This window comes from Paractinoplanes deccanensis (assembly GCF_016862115.1).
In the GTDB taxonomy this organism is placed as follows: domain Bacteria; phylum Actinomycetota; class Actinomycetes; order Mycobacteriales; family Micromonosporaceae; genus Actinoplanes; species Actinoplanes deccanensis.
The window spans coordinates 90,872-104,401 of the sequence record NZ_BOMI01000148.1 but is presented as its reverse complement, the minus strand read 5'-3'; the positions used below and the strand labels follow the sequence as shown (position 1 = coordinate 104,401).

Annotated in this window: 13 protein-coding genes; 6 read left to right on the top strand and 7 right to left on the bottom strand. The window is 72.3% G+C overall.

From position 1 onward, the window contains the following. Positions 1 to 31 precede the first annotated feature (31 nt). Positions 32 to 700: a hypothetical protein gene (locus tag Ade02nite_RS36920; RefSeq protein WP_203773927.1), complete on the bottom strand. Its 669-nt coding sequence runs from the start codon at positions 698 to 700 to the stop codon at positions 32 to 34. A 728-nt stretch (positions 701 to 1,428) separates the two neighbouring features. Between Ade02nite_RS36920 and Ade02nite_RS36915 the strand changes: the two genes are divergently transcribed. The 5 genes from Ade02nite_RS36915 (at position 1,429) to Ade02nite_RS36895 (ending at position 8,323) form a co-directional block, all read left to right on the top strand. After that, positions 1,429 to 2,751, top strand: a complete 1,323-nt coding sequence (locus Ade02nite_RS36915) for an AAA family ATPase (protein ID WP_203773925.1) — start codon at positions 1,429 to 1,431, stop codon at positions 2,749 to 2,751. A gap of 16 nt (positions 2,752 to 2,767) precedes the next feature. Beyond that, positions 2,768 to 3,811, top strand: a complete 1,044-nt coding sequence (locus tag Ade02nite_RS36910) for a beta family protein (RefSeq protein ID WP_203773923.1) — start codon at positions 2,768 to 2,770, stop codon at positions 3,809 to 3,811. Positions 3,812 to 3,982: 171 nt separating this feature from the next. Continuing rightward, complete coding sequence (locus Ade02nite_RS36905) at positions 3,983 to 4,858, top strand: bifunctional DNA primase/polymerase (RefSeq protein WP_203773921.1); 876 nt, start codon at positions 3,983 to 3,985, stop codon at positions 4,856 to 4,858. 163 nt (positions 4,859 to 5,021) lie between these two features. Continuing rightward, positions 5,022 to 5,696, top strand: a complete 675-nt coding sequence (locus Ade02nite_RS36900; protein WP_203773919.1) for an activator of HSP90 ATPase — start codon at positions 5,022 to 5,024, stop codon at positions 5,694 to 5,696. A gap of 836 nt (positions 5,697 to 6,532) precedes the next feature. Continuing rightward, a complete protein-coding gene (locus Ade02nite_RS36895; RefSeq protein ID WP_203773917.1) occupies positions 6,533 to 8,323 on the top strand; it encodes a SpoIIE family protein phosphatase in 1,791 nt (596 codons plus the stop codon). Between the two features lie 241 nt (positions 8,324 to 8,564). On the opposite strand, the gene Ade02nite_RS36890 is transcribed toward Ade02nite_RS36895, so the two are convergent. From Ade02nite_RS36890 to Ade02nite_RS36875, 4 genes are all read right to left on the bottom strand, one after another. Further along, a complete protein-coding gene (locus Ade02nite_RS36890; RefSeq protein ID WP_275409977.1) occupies positions 8,565 to 8,966 on the bottom strand; it encodes a DUF6232 family protein in 402 nt (133 codons plus the stop codon). A gap of 88 nt (positions 8,967 to 9,054) precedes the next feature. Further along, positions 9,055 to 10,458 carry a hypothetical protein gene (locus Ade02nite_RS36885; RefSeq protein ID WP_203773913.1) on the bottom strand — a complete coding sequence of 468 codons (1,404 nt, stop codon included), beginning with the start codon at positions 10,456 to 10,458 and terminating at the stop codon, positions 9,055 to 9,057. Next, positions 10,455 to 11,519, bottom strand: coding sequence for a hypothetical protein (locus Ade02nite_RS36880; protein WP_203773911.1), 1,065 nt, complete (start codon positions 11,517 to 11,519; stop codon positions 10,455 to 10,457). Before Ade02nite_RS36880 ends, Ade02nite_RS36885 begins: the two co-directional genes overlap by 4 nt. Then, positions 11,516 to 12,070, bottom strand: a complete 555-nt coding sequence (locus Ade02nite_RS36875) for a hypothetical protein (RefSeq protein WP_203773909.1) — start codon at positions 12,068 to 12,070, stop codon at positions 11,516 to 11,518. The genes Ade02nite_RS36880 and Ade02nite_RS36875 overlap by 4 nt, the downstream gene beginning before the upstream one ends. Before the next feature lie 154 nt (positions 12,071 to 12,224). On the opposite strand from Ade02nite_RS36875, the gene Ade02nite_RS36870 reads away from it, so the two are divergent. After that, on the top strand, positions 12,225 to 12,509 hold the full coding sequence (locus Ade02nite_RS36870) for a DUF427 domain-containing protein (protein ID WP_203773907.1): 285 nt from the start codon (positions 12,225 to 12,227) through the stop codon (positions 12,507 to 12,509). 18 nt (positions 12,510 to 12,527) lie between these two features. Here the strand turns inward: Ade02nite_RS36870 and Ade02nite_RS36865 are convergent, their stop codons facing one another. Both Ade02nite_RS36865 and Ade02nite_RS36860 read right to left on the bottom strand, forming a co-directional pair. Further along, positions 12,528 to 12,860, bottom strand: a complete 333-nt coding sequence (locus tag Ade02nite_RS36865) for a hypothetical protein (RefSeq protein ID WP_203773905.1) — start codon at positions 12,858 to 12,860, stop codon at positions 12,528 to 12,530. 49 nt (positions 12,861 to 12,909) lie between these two features. Next, a complete protein-coding gene (locus Ade02nite_RS36860) occupies positions 12,910 to 13,335 on the bottom strand; it encodes a YbaB/EbfC family nucleoid-associated protein (RefSeq protein ID WP_203773903.1) in 426 nt (141 codons plus the stop codon). Positions 13,336 to 13,530 lie beyond the last annotated feature (195 nt).

Genomic DNA, 13,530 nt, shown 5'->3' with positions numbered 1-13,530 from the left:
GACCGGGGCGTTCACAGGCTGTCGGGCCGCGTCAGGGGAACTGCATGCGGCGCGGGCGGGGGATCACGGGAGGCGGCAGCGGCAGGTCGTCGAGGTGACTCCAATTGAGCGAGCCGTTGTCGGTCGACTTGATCTCGCCGAGGCAGGCGCGGAGCAGGCCCAGGTTGGGCGCGCCCGCGTAGCCGGCGATGACGACCTCGGGCTTCGGGTCGATCTTCGCGATCGCCGCGCAGATCTTGGCCACCTCGCGCTCGTCGACGGCGTCGAGCGGCAGGGGCGACTCGGCCTGGGACCGCCGCCACGGCGGGCCGAACCGGCGCAGGAGCTCACGGGCGAGGCGGCCGAACGACCGGCCGACCGGCGCGTCGCGCATCGAGTCGCGGGCTGACTGCCCGTAGCACCACGGCACGACCACGTGCCCGTTGAGGACCACGAGCTGATAGACCGACTTCGGGACACTGATGATCTCGGCGCCGGGTAGCGTGCCGAGGAAGAGCACCAGCTCCTCGTAAGGGAGCGGCCATCGCGGATTCGCGAGCACTCGTTCCGTAGTCTGCGTCATGGCGGGGTGCGCGTGAACCTCGCGATCGATCGCGGTGCTCAACGCCTCAGGCACCCGGGTCCACAGCTCGCCGGCAACCTTGTCGCCGAACTGCTCGACCACCCACTCGCTCGGACCGACCAGAACGTCTGGGCGCATTCGTTACCACCACCGTCCGTGTCGCTGGCGTTACTGCTGGCTAGAAGAGTTCCACTTCCGGTGATCGACTGGAAGAGTTCCCTTTACTAGATCCCAAAAACGCCCGTGAATGAAATCGAGAGCGACGATCAAAACGTTGCCACGGCGACGGAGCAGCAGGTCGGAACCTTGCGAAACATGCAACTTGCACGGCGAACCGCACGTGCAAGTTGCATGTCGGCTTCGCTATTCGACCGGTACGGACAGTGAATCACTCAGATATTTCAAGTCCGTGACGGAGAAGCAAACATCCACCTACCGTGACGATCCACAATGCCCTCACCTGCGATACCGCGCGGCCGCGAAGTGAGGGCCCGGAGCACCCCGGATGATTTGTGAACGCTCCCATTTCCGGCCCCGAGATCAACTTGAAGATCACGGTCCGCGAAACTCTCGACGGCCTCCCGAACGCGGCGGAGCGCTAGACGATCCACGACTGCTCCGCTGTCAGATTTCCGTCAGTGCCAGCTTCCCCGGACGGCCCAAAACCTAAGACACTTCACCGTCCACATCGGCCCCGCGGCCGCCGGAACCCGCGCCACCGCCCCGACACAGCCCGCCCCGACACAGCCCGCCCCGACACAGCCCGCCCCGACACAGCCCGCCCCGAACCCGCCGCACACCCCCTGTGGACAACGCGGATTGTGGATAACCCCCGACCACCCCGAAGACCGCGCTACGGTGCCCCGGTGACTGCGCACCAGCCCCTGAGCCCGGCCGCCGAGGCCGCCCGTGTCATCGACGCCGTGCTGCGTGACCTGCGCGAGGGCGACCATCGCGGCGTGGTCGTCGACTCCCCGCCCGGCGCCGGCAAGTCGACTCTTGTGGTGCGCGCGGCCGGCGAGCTGGCCGCGAGCGGCGAGCCCTTGATGATCGTCGCCCAGACCAACGAACAGGTCGACGACCTCATCGCCCGGCTCGGCGCCCGCTCGCCCGAGGTCGCGGTCGGCCGGCTGTCCGCTGTCGACTACGAGCCCACCGACCGGGTTCGCGATCATCCGCGGTGCCGGGTCGGTGCCAAGGTCGCCGAGCTGGGCTCGCCCGCCGTCACCATCGGCACGGCGGCGAAGTGGGCCACCGTCACCGAGGGCTCCTGGCCGTGGGCGATCGTCGACGAGGCGTACCAGATGCGTTCCGACGCCCTGCTCCGCGTCGCTCCCCGCTTCTTGCGCGCCCTGTTCGTGGGCGACCCGGGCCAGCTCGACCCGTTCTCCACCGTCGAGGTCGACCGCTGGACCGGCCTCTCCTGGGACCCGATGCAGAGCGCCGTCGCCGTGCTGCTGCGGCACAACCCCGACCTGCCGGTGCACCGCCTGCCCGTGTCCTGGCGGCTGCCGCACACCGCTGCCCCGGTCGTCGCCGAGGCCTTCTATCCGTTCACCGGCTTCCGGTCGGGCACCGGGCCGGGCGACCGCAGCCTCGCCTTCAGCCGGGGCGCCACCGAGCCGCTCGACGAGGTGCTCGACGTGGCCGCCGAGACCGGCTGGGGCCTGCACGAGCTGCCCGCGCGCTTCACCGTCCGTACCGATGCCGAGGCCGCCTCCGCCTGCGCCGCCCTGGCCGTGCGGGCCCTGGCTCGCCACGCTGTCGCGTCGTCCGAGTCGGGCACCGGCCCGCTGACCGCCGACCGGATCGCCATCGGCGCGGCCCACCGGGATCAGGTCGCGGTGATCCGCTCGTTGCTGCCCGCCGAGGCGGCGGGGGTCACCGTCGACACGGCCAACAGGCTTCAGGGCCGGGAGTACGACCTGACGATCGTGCTGCACCCGCTCTCCGGCCGGCAGGACGCGACCGCGTTCCACCTGGAGTCGGGCCGCCTCTGCGTGCTCACGTCGCGACATCGGCACGCGTGCGTGGTGGTGGCCCGCGAGGGCATCGCCGAGCTGCTCGACGCCCATCCGTCGACCGAGCCGGTGCACCTCAACGTTCCCGTGAAGTTCCCCGACGGCTGGGAGGCAAATCAGGCGATCCTCGCACATTTGCATCGAGCGGTGTCGCTTAGCCGACAATAGCCGCTACTTTAAGTGAATGGCGGTCTTCACTACGGCGGGGTCCATGCAGGACGGCGTCTACCGGCCGATCCTGCGCCCGCGCCGCGGCGAGCTGGCGGCGCTCACCCACCTGGCGGCCGAGGACGCCGCCCGGGTCACGCCGATCCTGGAGGTCGACGAGATCTCCGCGGTCGCGTCGTTGCTGCGCAGATTGCCGCCGCGCACCGGGGCCATCGCAGTCGACTTCAGCGCTGTTCCCGAGAGAGCCGCTCCCGAGCCGCCCGCGACCCCGTCGCTCGACCTCGCCGAGGAGCTGGCCGGCCTGGGCGTGGCCATGTTGCCGGTCCTGCGGGCGCACGAGAGCCGCCGCCGGCTGGTGGCGCACGGCCTGGCCGCGCGCATGCACCTGGGACGCGCCGTGCTCCGTCTCCAGCCCCATGTCGACGCCGCCAACCCGGCCCAGGCGAACGAGGTCACCGGCCGCATGCTGAGCGGCGCGGGCCTTCAGGCCGAGGAGGTCGACCTGCTCATCGACCTCGCCGAGACCGCCTGCGTGTCGCACGCCGACCGGTTCGAGGAGCAGTGCCGCCGGGTGCTGCGGTGGGCGCGCTCGATGCCGTGGCGCTCGGTCAGCGTGGCGTCCGGCGCCATGCCGCCCAATCTGGACGATCTGCCCACCGATCGCCCGGTCACCGTCGGCCGTCTCGACGCCCGCGTCTGGCAGCGGCTGGCCGAGCCGGGCGTGGGCTACGCCGACTACGGCGTCACGTCCCCCGTCCGGCGCCTCGGCGTGCAGCGACACCGCCAGCTGCCCACCCTGCGCTACACCGACGAGGACAACTGGTGGATCTATCGCTGGTCCCGCCGGGGCGGCCGCAGCGACGACCGATGCCACGACCTGTGCCGCACCCTCGTCACCTCGGCACACTGGCCACCCACCGGCGCCCGCTTCTCCTGGGGCGACGCCGAGCTCGCCCGCCGAGCCCGCACGGCCCGGGGTGGCGGCAGCCCGGCCAGCTGGATGTCCTGGAGCACTTCCCACCACATCGCCCACGTCCTGCAGACACTTGTGTTGCGCTGACTTGGAAGTACGGGGTTCCGCAAGCTCCCGTGAGACCGAGCCACGCCGGCGTCGTGGTCACCCTCCCTGCCGCGGCCGCCGGGCTGTCCTGCAACGAAAGCCCCGACGACCGCCCGCCCGCCGCACGCCTCCGCCACCTGCGGCGCCGATTTTTGTCGTACGCTTGTTCTAATGTTGCTGACAGCCGCGTTGGCCTACGCCCGGCACGGGATACCCGTCCTGCCGGTGCACACGGCTGGCCCCGACGGCTGTTCCTGCGACAGAGGAGAGCGATGCGAGCATCCCGGCAAGCACCCTCGCCTGCGCCACGGCCTCACCGAGGCGACCACCGACCCACGCCTGATCGAGACGTGGTGGCGCCGATGGCCCTCGGCCAACGTCGGCCTGCGCACCGGAGTCGTGATGGATGTCGCCGACGTCGACTCCGAGGAGGGCTGGCACGGCTTGTGTCACGTGCTCGGCGGCTCCTTGCCCGAGGGTCCCGCGGTGCGCACCGGCAGTGGCGGCTGGCACTTCTGGTTCTCGCCGACCGGTTTCGGCAACCGGGTCCGCCTGCTCCCCGGCCTCGACTGGCGCGGCAGCGGCGGCTACGTCGTGGCCCCGCCTTCCCGCCACGCGACCGGCGCCGACTACCGCTGGGTGCACCGCCCCACCGACGACCTGCCCAGCGGCCCGCCGGCCCTGCGCGAGCTCATCGAGGGCCCGCATCCTCCTTGGCACGGCAACCCCGACGCCCGCACAGTCCCCTTCCATCGCCCGATCGCCCACCCCGAGCGCTACGCCCAGGCAGTGCTGACCGCCGAGACCGACCGCGTGGCCCGCGCCCCCAAGGGCACCCGCAACGACACTCTCAACCGTGCCGCCTTCGCCCTGGGCCGCCTGGCCGCAGCCGCCTTGCTGGATCCCCGAGAGGCAGCCCAGTCCCTGGAGGCGGCCGCCCAGTTCGCCGGCCTGGGCCGCGCCGAGACCCGCCGCACCATCCGCTCGGGCATGTCCGCCGGCCGCCGAGCCCCCTTCACCCCCGACCCCACCCACCGAGCGGCCTGACCCCTCCACCGGCTCCGCGCCCGGGAGCGTCCGGGACCGCTTTCGTCCGGTCGCCGATCGTCGTCGACCGTTCACCGCCCGCATCCGGCTGCCGCTTGGCGTGATCGGCTCTTCACCCCAAAGATGGGGGCATGACCGACATGACTACAGCCGGGGGTTTGGCATGACGGATCGACGCGCGCTCAAGCCGTACGACGTGGAGATCTCCGTACCGGTGGGGCGCGACCAGGTCTGGGAGGCAGTCACCCAGCCGGAGGTGCTCCATCAGTGGTTCGGGTGGGACTACGACGGGCTCGAGGCGGAGATCCGCCAGATCTTCGTCGACGAGGCGACGCTCTGGGCGCCGGAGCGCATGGGATGGGCCGACGGCTCCACTTTGGAGGTCGACGGCGACGACGACCAGGCACGCATCCGCGTGGCGCGCGAGGGTTCCGGCGCGGACGGCCCGGACGTCTACGACGCGATCGAGGAGGGATGGCGCGCGTTCCTGATCCAGCTGTCGTTCCTGCTCCGCGAACGCCCCAAGGGCCGGCGGCGCACGGTCTACCTGACCGGCGAGACCACAGGCAAGCAGGCCTTGTCGCTGGCCACCGGCGAGTGGCACCGGTTCGGCCCGCGCGTCGCCTGGACCGTCGACCCCGACGGCCACCTGGTCGTGGTCGCCGGCCGGGTGCCCCTGGACAGCCCGTCCGCGGCCCGCTTCGAGGTGACCGTCTCCACCTTCGGCCTGGACGACGCAGCCTTCGAAACCGTCCGCGAAACCTGGGCGAAGCACTGGGCCCCCGTGGCCGCCGACGCCAACCTCACCACGGCCGACACCCCCGCCCCGACCCCCTGACACCAGCCACCCACACAAGCGCGACGCCGCCCCCAGCCCGGACGAGGGGTGGCCGGCAATTGAGCGGCCGCCCCAACCGCCAGCCACCCCGCCCATCGCACCTTCGCCCGGCCGCACAATCGCAGCCGGCCTCACCCTTCGCCGCCTTCCGCCCCGCCCAACATCACCGCCCACCCGTCCCCGCCTTCCGCCCCGCCGCCTATTCGCTACCGGCCTCACCGTTCGCCCCTTCCGCCCCGCCCAAACAATCACCCCGCCACCACCCATCGCCCCGTCCCCACCCCAATCGCCGATCGCCATGGCCCGTCGCCCCCTGGCCGCTCCAAGTACCGTCAGCGGCCCCGCCCACCATCCCCTTCTGCCTGCCCCACAACCGTCGGTAGCCACTTGTCCCGCTCGACCACGCGGACCGGGTCGGCAGCCAACCTGCCCACCACCCAACCGCCCGGATCGCCAGGCACGCCATACGGCGGACAGCGGCCCGGCGCCCAACGGACAGCGGCCCGGCGGACGGCGAACGGCGGCCGGCAGGCGGCGGCCGGCAGCAGGCAGGGGGCAACCCGACGGCCAGCGGCTCGGCAGGCGGCAACTCGGCAGGCGGTGGCCGGCAGCAGGCAGGCGGCAACCCGACGGCCCACGGCTCGGCAGGCGGCAACTCGGCATGCGGTGGCTCGGCAGGCGGTGGCTCGGGACGCGGCGACCCACCCGCGCGTGGCGGGATGGGGATTGTCGCGGGATGCGGGAGGAGGGTCGCGAAGGTCGTTGACTGCCCGCACGCCCCGGTAGCCTGACAGGTCCGACCTGCTGGTGAGCGGCGGTCCTGCCCAGGAGCGAGTGTGCTGCGCGAAGACGTGACCGAGGGCGCGGGAAGCGGGGTGATCACTGATCCCGCGCGCCTGCGTGCGGTGGCGCGGCTGGGGCTCGGGTCGGGGGCCGATCCGGCGTTCGACCGCATTGCCGGGATTGTCGAGCGGCTGATCGACGCGCCTGTGGCTCTTGTCACGGTGCTGGGTGCGGATCGGCAGCATCTGCCGGGGCAGGTGGGTCTGCCGGCGCCGTTCGGGGAAGCGCGCGAGATGGGGCTGGCCCATTCGCTCAGCCGGCATGTGGTCGAGGCCGGCGAGGTGCTGGTCGTCCCGGACGTACGGGATGATCCGCGCATGCGGGACAATCTGTCCATTCGCGACCTGGGTGCTGTGGCGTTCGCGGGGGTGCCGCTCACCGACTCGGACGGGCTGGTGCTCGGCACGCTCGCGGTGATGGACCGGGAGCGGCGCCGGTGGACCGAGAGCGAGATCGCGCTTCTCATCGAGTTGGGCGAGGTCTGCTCCTCCGAGCTGCGGCTGCGCATCGCGCGGGAGATCGCGGACGAGGCGCGGCGGCATGCCGAGTCGGCGCACGACCAGCTCATCCTGCTCGGCGAGCTGACCGAGGCGCTCGCGGCGACCATGGACATCGACGCCGCGCTGAACGCGCTCGGCCAGCTCGTCGCGGGCCGGCTCGCCGACTGGTGCTTCATCACGCTCGCCGAGCCGTCCGGCGCGATCCGGCACATGTCCGCGGCGCACCACGATCCGGCGTACGCCGAAAAGGCCCAGCAGCTCACCGAGCTCGCCCGCAAGGCCGACCTGAAGCCCCTGATCGTGGCGGTGCAGCGCACCGGCCGCCCGATCCGGCGTGAGATCACCGGCGCCGGGCTGCTGCACAGGCACGCGCCGACGCTGGCCGAGACCGCCGCCTCGATGGGCTGCTCGCACCTGCTCGTCGCGCCGATCACCGCGCCGGTGACCAAGGGCGTGCTCGGCGTCGTGGTCCTCGCCAACAACGGCACACCGTTCACCGACGCCGAGGAGCACACCGCCGCCGAGGTGGGCCGCCGCGCCGGCATGGCCGTGGACAACAGCCGGCTCTACGGCCACCAACGGCACGTCGCCGAGGTCCTGCAACAGAGCATGCTGCCCGATCTGCCCAAGGTGGACGGTGTCGACCTGCACGGCCGCTACCTGCCGGCCGAGGCGGGCGCGGAGGTCGGCGGCGACTGGTACGACGCGTTCGCCCAGCCCGACGGCAGCCTCATGCTCGCGGTCGGCGACGTCTCCGGCCACGACATCGAGGCCGCCGCCACCATGGGCCAGGTCCGCAACCTCGTGCGCGGCGACGCGTACGGCCGCACCGACGCCCCCGGCCCCCTGCTCGGCCAGCTCGACCGGGCGTTGCGCGGCCTCAACGTGCCCGCCGCCGCGACCGCCGTCCTCGCCCGCCTGCGCCGCGACGGCGACGACTACCTGGTCTCCTTCGCCAACGCCGGCCATCCCCCGCCGCTGCTGCTGCTCCCCGACGGCGAGGTGGAGATCTGGTGGGAGTCGCCCGAGCCTTTGCTGGGCCTCCTCCCCCGCGAACAGCGCACCACCCACCGCCGCCGCGTCCCCGCCGGCTCCACGCTGGTCCTCTACACCGACGGCCTGGTCGAAGATCCCGCCCACCTGATCGACGAGGGCATCGCCCGCCTCTGCACGGTCCTTCGCGGCGGCGCCGGCCGCCCCGCCGAAGACCTCTGCACCAGCCTGATCAACGCGGCCCCACGCCGGAACGACGACATCGCTCTGCTTCTGGCCAGGCTTCTTTAGAGGTACGGGGTGGCAAAGGCCCCCGCTCGCCGAGCCCGGCACCGTCGTGGTCCCTCCCCCTGCCGCGGCCGCCGGGCTGTCCTGCAACGAAGGCTTGACAGCCATCACCATGCACCGTGACCGGACGCAGGCTCGCGGCGGAGCGGGTCAAACGAGGCGGGTCAGCCGGAGCCGAACACGTGGGCGGATCAGGCGGAGCGGGCCAGGCGGCCGGATCAGGCGAGCCGACCGCGCCGCCGGGTCAGGCGGGGCGCATGTCTTCGAGGGCCCGTTCCAGGTTGCGGCACACGCGCTCGAAGTCGACCTTGTCCGTTGTCGCGTAGAGCAGGACCGGCTGGTCCCGATGATCGGCGCGCAACATGTAGACCGGGCTGGCCAGGCGCAGCACGAACACGCCGGCGATCACGGCGACGAGGGCGGCCGGCAGGCTCCACAACGGGCCCATGAGCCAGGCCACGGCGGCGCCGGCCGCGGCCACGACGGCGGTGGCGGCGAGCAGCAGGAGGGCGAATCGGGGGCCACGCCTGCGGACGCGCATGATGTTGCGGAGGTCGTTCAGGTCGTACGCCGAACCGTCGGGCGAATGGGTCACGAAGTGACTGCCGGTCACTATCCCCGCGGGCCCACGATAGTAGACCGTCATGTGTTCGCCGAGCCCAACACCGTTGTGGAGCACACGGCGTCACCCTATAGACGCCATTCCATGATCGACAGCGTCTGACCCGGGCGTGTTACGCGGACGTTACGGGCGGGCCGCCGTGGGTCCAGGGCGTCTCGGCCGGATCCGGGAAGGCCGCGCCGGGACGGTACGCCTCGCTCAAGGTCGTCAGCAGGATGCGCTCGCCCACGGCCGGCACGCTGCCCGGCTCGGCGACCAGCTTGCGGCCCATGCCGCCGGACAGCTCCAGCAGCACGTCGCAGCCGTCCGCGGTCGGCGTCACCGAGATGACCTTGGCCTTCTGGGACGGGCGCGCCGGCGACGTGAGGCTCGCGCCGGCCTCCACCCGTACCGGCTCGGTCGTGGCCACCATGATGCGCGGGCGCAGGACGGGACGCTTGCCGCTGTCGTCGACGCGATCCGGGTTGGCCAGCGTCACGACGCCGCCGAACGCGGCCCCGGTCAGCCTGTACTCCGCCATGACCAGCGGGTCGTCGAAGGCGCGCTGCACCGCGTACCGGGCGGCCGCGTTCTCGAGCCGCTGCAGGCGGGACGCCGCGGCCACCGCCCCGTCGCGGCGCGGCTGCGGGGCGCCGTCCTCGGCCAGATGCTCGACGAAGGCCGAGTACGTGTCCCGGTCGCTGTCCCAGCGCGTGGCCACCCGGGCGCCGGCCGGCAACGACCGGAGCAGGTCGAGCGAGTGCCACATCCGCTCCCAGGTCGGCGTGAGCAGGTCGCGGATCACCTCCGGCAGGTCCGGGGAGGACGCGGTGATCAGCGGCGCCAGCACCTTGTTGTCGAACTCGGGATCGGTGGCGGGCCCGGCGACCGGGCCGCGCTCCGCCTCGCGGGCCGCCGCGGCGCCCGCCGTGATCCACGCGTACAGCGAGCCGAACTGCGCGTCCTCGGCCGCGCTCTGCCCGGTCGCCCAGTGCATGCCGAGCGCCTGCACCGCGTTGGCCAGCAGCGCCGACCCGGGCATCTCGGCCGCCGACGCCAGGAACGTCAGCCACTGCCCCAGCAGCGGGACCACCGGGGGCACCGGGTGGTCGCCGTCCGTACGGCGGAATCGGGTGGACCGGCCGAGCAGGCGCAGGAAGTCGGCCCCGCCCGGGTTGGGCACCCATACCTGCGGCGCGTCGACGTAGCGGTGGCGCACGTCGCGTCCCCGGTCGACGGGCACCGCCTCGGTCTCGGTCGCGAACGACTCCAGGTAGGGCAGCAGCTCCTCGGCGAGCGCGGCGGTGAAGGCGAACCGCTCGTCCCGGTTGCGCGGCTGCGACACGACGAGCAGCCGCGGCGCGGACACCGAGGTGCCGATCATCGCGGCGAGCGGCGCGTTCGCCTCGCCGGCCATGGCGAGCGGGATGAGGACCATCGGCTCGTCGTGGACGTGCAGGTGGCGCACGGTGGCGATGGGTTGCGCCCGGCCGGCCGCGAAGGCCTGCGCCCGGGCGAGGGCGACGAGCGTGCTCACCGGGACAGGGCCTCGTTGCGCAGCCGGGCCGCGGCGGCGAGCAGGGCGGCCGCCTCGGTCTGCTCCGGTGTGGGCAGCACGGTGCCGGCCGCGAGACCGAGCGCCTCGTCGACCGTCGCCACCCCGCCGAGCGCGTCGCGGACCGGGCGGCCCAGCGCGGCGGTCGACCCGGTCGCCTCGTGCCGGCAGTAGACCGACAGCTCGCAGGCCGACAAGCACTCCGGCGCATAGCGCGCGTCGACGGCCGCCAGCGATGCGAGCAGCGCCGGCACCGGCTGGGCCACGTCGAAGGTCACGCCCGGGGGCAGGGCGTCGATCAGGGACGACACCGACGCGAGCCGCGAGAGCTGCCGTCTCAGGGTGGAGAGCTGCTTGCGTACGTCGAGAACGACCGCCACCGGCTGGAGCGAGAAGTTCTCGGGGCAGACGAGCACCACCTCGTGGCTCACCCGGTCGTCGCCGAGCAGCCGGCGCAGCGCGAGCACGTAGACCGCCGCCTGCACGGCCGCCGACGAGACCGCCGCGCTGTCCGCCTGCCCGTCGACGATCGCGAAGGACTTGATCTCGACAACCTGGAGCATGTCGCCGCGCTGGGCGGCGATCAGGTCGGGCTCCAGATAGACGGTCTGCCCCGCCACCGACAGCGTGAGCAGCGGATGGTCGAGCAACCCGATGTCTCCGGCCGCCAGTGCCTCCCGAGTCCGCGCGTGCCGAGCATCCAGCGTGTCGTCGCTGTCTTCCCCCAGATCCTCGTAACTGCCGCCAAAAACGAATGAATCAGACACGGGCGTCGAGCCGGCCTCGGCGAGGACCGAGCGCAGCAGGGCGCAGTCGTCCGCCTTGAGCATGGCCTCGAAGGCGTTGCCGCGGGCCAGGGCGAACCGGGACTGCCCGAAGCTGCCCGGGAACCCGATCGTCTCGGCGAGCTTCGGCTTGTCGACCCCCGCGGCGTCGAGCACGGCCCGCCGCGTGCAGCCCGGGTTGCCGGTCAGCGCGGCGATCGTGCGCGCGTTGTGCCGTTTGCGCGGGGCCGGGCCCCGCAGTTGATCCACTCGACTCACTCGCGTCCTCGCTGGTGGGGCAACGCCGCAACTCCGTACAGCTGCTGGTCTCGAGAAAGGGTCTCGGCGCGGGCCACCGCCGCCAGGCGCAGCGGCTCCTCGGCCTCGACGGCCGCGCTCACCGACGAGAGCGCCGCCCGCGCCGCGTCCGCCAGGTCGGCATCCGCGTGCGGTACGCCCCGAGCGAGCTCGCGCAGCAGCCGGTGCTCCGCGGGACCGAGCGAGGGGCGCATCCCGATGAACTCCACCACCCGGATGACCATGGCCAGCGCCGAGGCCCGCCGCCCGGCCGGGGTCACGACCCGGCGCTCCAGCGGCCAGTCCGCCAGCGCGATCAGCCCGGGCACCGGGGCGAGCTGGGTGTCGAGCGCGGCGCACAGCCCCGCCGCCCGCTCGCGCACGACGGCCGCGAGCGCTGGCATCGACAGGTCGCCGTCGAAGAGCGCCGCGTGCACGTCGACCACGAGCCGGGCGGGTGCGGGCGCGCCGAGCAGCAGCAGCGCGCGCCGCGCCTGCTCACCGGTGCTCGGAAGGGTGATCGGGATCCGCATACTCGTCTCTTCGGGGTTCGGGCCGAGCGAAGACCGAGCGTAGATCTTCGTACAAAGCAACGGCAATGCACGGACGGATCCGCACGTTTCACCCCCGATAGCGATTAACATCCACATATCGGACGATCAAGCTGGTCCGCGCTACGTTCGGACTATGCCTAAGGCCATCTGGAACGACGAAGTTATCGCCGAGAGCGACGACACCGTGGTTGTCGAGGGACATCATTACTTCCCGCGCGCATCCCTGCGCGAGGACGTGCTGGCGCCCTCCGACACCCACACCGTCTGCCCCTGGAAGGGCAAGGCGTCCTATTACACGCTGACCGCCGACGGGCACACCACCCCCGACGCTGTCTGGTTCTACCCGGAACCCAAGCCCGATGCCAAGGCCGTACGCGACCGTGTCGCCTTCTGGAAGGACGTCCGCGTCGAGGCGTAGCCACCCCCGGGGGCCCGCTCACGCGATGCGCGGGTGGGCCTCCTCGATCGTGGACACCTCGAGATAGTCCAGCATGTCCCGCTGCTCCGCCGGGTCGAGCGCGCCGAACGCCTCGTAGGCGACCGTGCGCGAGTGCTCGGTCTCGGCCGCGAGCAGCGCGATGATCCCCGACCAGGCCAGCGAGACCCGGTCGAACAGCCGCGCGCGCCGCAGCGAGGTCAGCCGGCTGAGCATCGCGACCTTGGTGGCCGCGTCGTCGTCGAGCGGGACCCGGTCGCAGAGCTCGAACAGCGCCTTGCCGCGATAGGGGTGCTCCGCCTCGACCATGCGCGCGAGCTCGGCGTTCGACATGTTCTCGACCGGCGGGGCCGGGCCACGCCGGGGCAGCGAGGGGGGAACGTCACCGGGCACGGCTGTCCCGCCCGCTCTCGAAGCCGTTGCCGGGCGCTTGGTGCGGCAGCGACGGCGTGTTCTGGAACGTGGGAAAGGGCGGCGCCGCGGGCATCACCGGCGCCGGCGGCTCGTCCAGGTCGTCGGAGAAGTGCTGGGTGTAGCTGTCCACCAGCGCCTTACCGTCCTCGGTGCCTGCGCCGACGGTCTCGTCGACAGCGGCGGTGACCCGCTCGGCGAGCTCGGCCTGCGCCCGGCGCATGGTCCGCAGGATCTCGGCGGAGAGCGCGGCGCCGCTGAGCCGGCGCACCTGGTCGTCGAGCCGCAGCCCGGTCACCACACCGGGACCGGCGACCGTCACCGTGACGACGCCGTCGTCGTCCGTCGCGGTCGCGGTGAGCGTGGCGAGCCGCTCCGCGAGGTTTCCACTCGGCACAGTTTGTCCTCCGTTGCCGACATTCGTGCTGTTGGCGTTCTATGAGATCACGATGACGCAACGTCGTGCCGCACACCCCTACCCCGCCCGCCGGGCCATCACTCGACCTGGCGACCACCGTAACCCGCACGCAACACATCGACCGCCGCTGGTAGCACCGTCGGGTTACGTGACTCTTCTCAACTGCCCCGGTGC